2 protein-coding genes are annotated in these 1,726 nt (G+C 38.8%); both read right to left on the bottom strand.

All coding sequences use genetic code 11. The features are described from left to right. On the bottom strand, positions 1-666 hold a 666-nt coding region (locus DP116_RS25625), incomplete at its 3' end, for a hypothetical protein (protein WP_246275794.1). A 96-nt stretch (positions 667-762) separates the two neighbouring features. Further along, positions 763-1,164: a hypothetical protein gene (locus tag DP116_RS25620; protein ID WP_169157839.1), complete on the bottom strand. Its 402-nt coding sequence runs from the start codon at positions 1,162-1,164 to the stop codon at positions 763-765. Positions 1,165-1,726 lie beyond the last annotated feature (562 nt).

Genomic DNA, 1,726 nt, shown 5'->3' with positions numbered 1-1,726 from the left:
TTCTATTTGATTTGTGGCACGTAATTCTTCTACACTAGCGGCAATTCTGGCTAATTCTTTGCGCGTTTCTTCTAAATAAGTTTGCTGATTTGCTGCTAAGGAGTAGGGCTGTTCTGGATTAAGTTGTTCTTCTAAACGCTTAACGGTTTCTTCTAGAGTGTTGAAACGAAAACGGAGTTCAACAACATCTTCACGTGGATATTTCCATTCTTGGCGAATCATAACCAATCGTGCATACAAATATTCATAAGCACTGACAGCTGGGCGTAATCCAGTTAAGAGCAAAGCAGCACCAGAACTGACATAGCCGACTGCACTAATACCAGTGGCGGCGAGAAGGTAAAGACTAATAGCTGAAAATAAGTGTAGGGCAAGAGCGACGACAAGCGATCGCCGTGCCAAAACTTTAACGTACTCCAGTTGTTTCTCATCCACTGGAATTCCTTTTTCAGTTGATTGTGACCCTTCTGCCAAGACTTCTTTTGCCTGAAAATAAACATTCCACGGTACAGTCACAATCACCAACAACCACCAAAAACTTGCTCCTCCAATCACCCAGTCAAGAAAGTTGCCAGTAGGAATATGGAACCATTGCAGTACGCTAAAACCCAACAGCACTAGAACCGTAATTCCAAAACTGGAACCGATAAAGAAGTTAAAATACATATTGTCTTGTGTTCAAAAGGTATCACCTCAATCTTGGCGAGGGGTTAACAGACACGCACAAATGCTTGTGATGGTTTTTAGAGTTACACACAGACATTAGATAGAATAACTGCGCCAAACTTGTTTAGAATCCTTGCCATGATCTTCGGGAACCAGTAATCGCCAAGTTTTACCTTCTCTTTGGAGTTGCAGGTAAACTTCAAAAGGTTTTTGAGGTTGTGTCAATTTTCGTTTTGGAAGTTTGAACGTGAGGTTGTAGGTTCCCTGAACGTGGTATGTGGGTAAATTCTCAACTGTCAAAGCTTTTCGCTGAGTAATTGATAGGCGATTGATTTCAAATCCCTGAAAATCTAAATCTAATTGTTGGTTGAGTTGCTGTTGGGTTTGCTGTAATTCAAGTGCAATTGCTTTTTCCACTAACTGGCTAGTTGGTGCGAGAACACTCGTGGTACACGCAGTTAATAGCCACAGCAGAATAATCGCGATCATTAGCCGCATCATCACTCTGACTCCTCTATACTCATGTCTGCTATTCCAAAGCGATAGTCTAGCCTGTTGCTGGTGTGATTATATAACTTTTTGTGACTCGCAAAGTTAATAAGTCTAGATTAATACTCAGTTTCTACTTACTAATCCAGAACAATATTTGCTTTTCATCGTATCCACAATTTACTTTGAAAATAAATAAATCTTACCTTGTGTCAGAGCGTATATTACTTAGTCTGGGCAAGTATCTTCTCATTTACTATAACTTCAAGCAAAACAGCAACTTGATGACATATGTACAGTTAGTAAACAGACATATTATGAAGCTGAAATCTTTTACCAGTAGAGGTTTCATCGCAGTTGACACAACAACAAATAACTAAGAATGCGGATTATACGCATTACTAATAACTTATCTGTATCTATGATCAAGTCAACTTCTTAAGTGAAATTTAAGTTTTTTGATAAAAAAAACTACCCGGAAAGTTAGTTGTCATGCATGAATATTCAGATATAATGAAGCGCAGTCATCCTGTAGCCTACTTTATGTGAAGTCAATAGAAAGTTTATTCCT

Origin of the sequence: Brasilonema bromeliae SPC951, from assembly GCF_012912135.1 — a bacterium.
GTDB classification, from domain to species: domain Bacteria; phylum Cyanobacteriota; class Cyanobacteriia; order Cyanobacteriales; family Nostocaceae; genus Brasilonema; species Brasilonema bromeliae.
The sequence above is the reverse complement of the archived record's forward strand: the minus strand, read 5'-3'. Positions and strand labels throughout refer to the sequence as shown.

Excerpts from the sequence above, each read along its gene's own strand:
- DP116_RS25620 (WP_169157839.1), bottom strand. The coding sequence starts at position 1,164 with ATGCGGCTAATGATCGCGATTATTCTGCTGTGGCTATTAACTGCGTGT.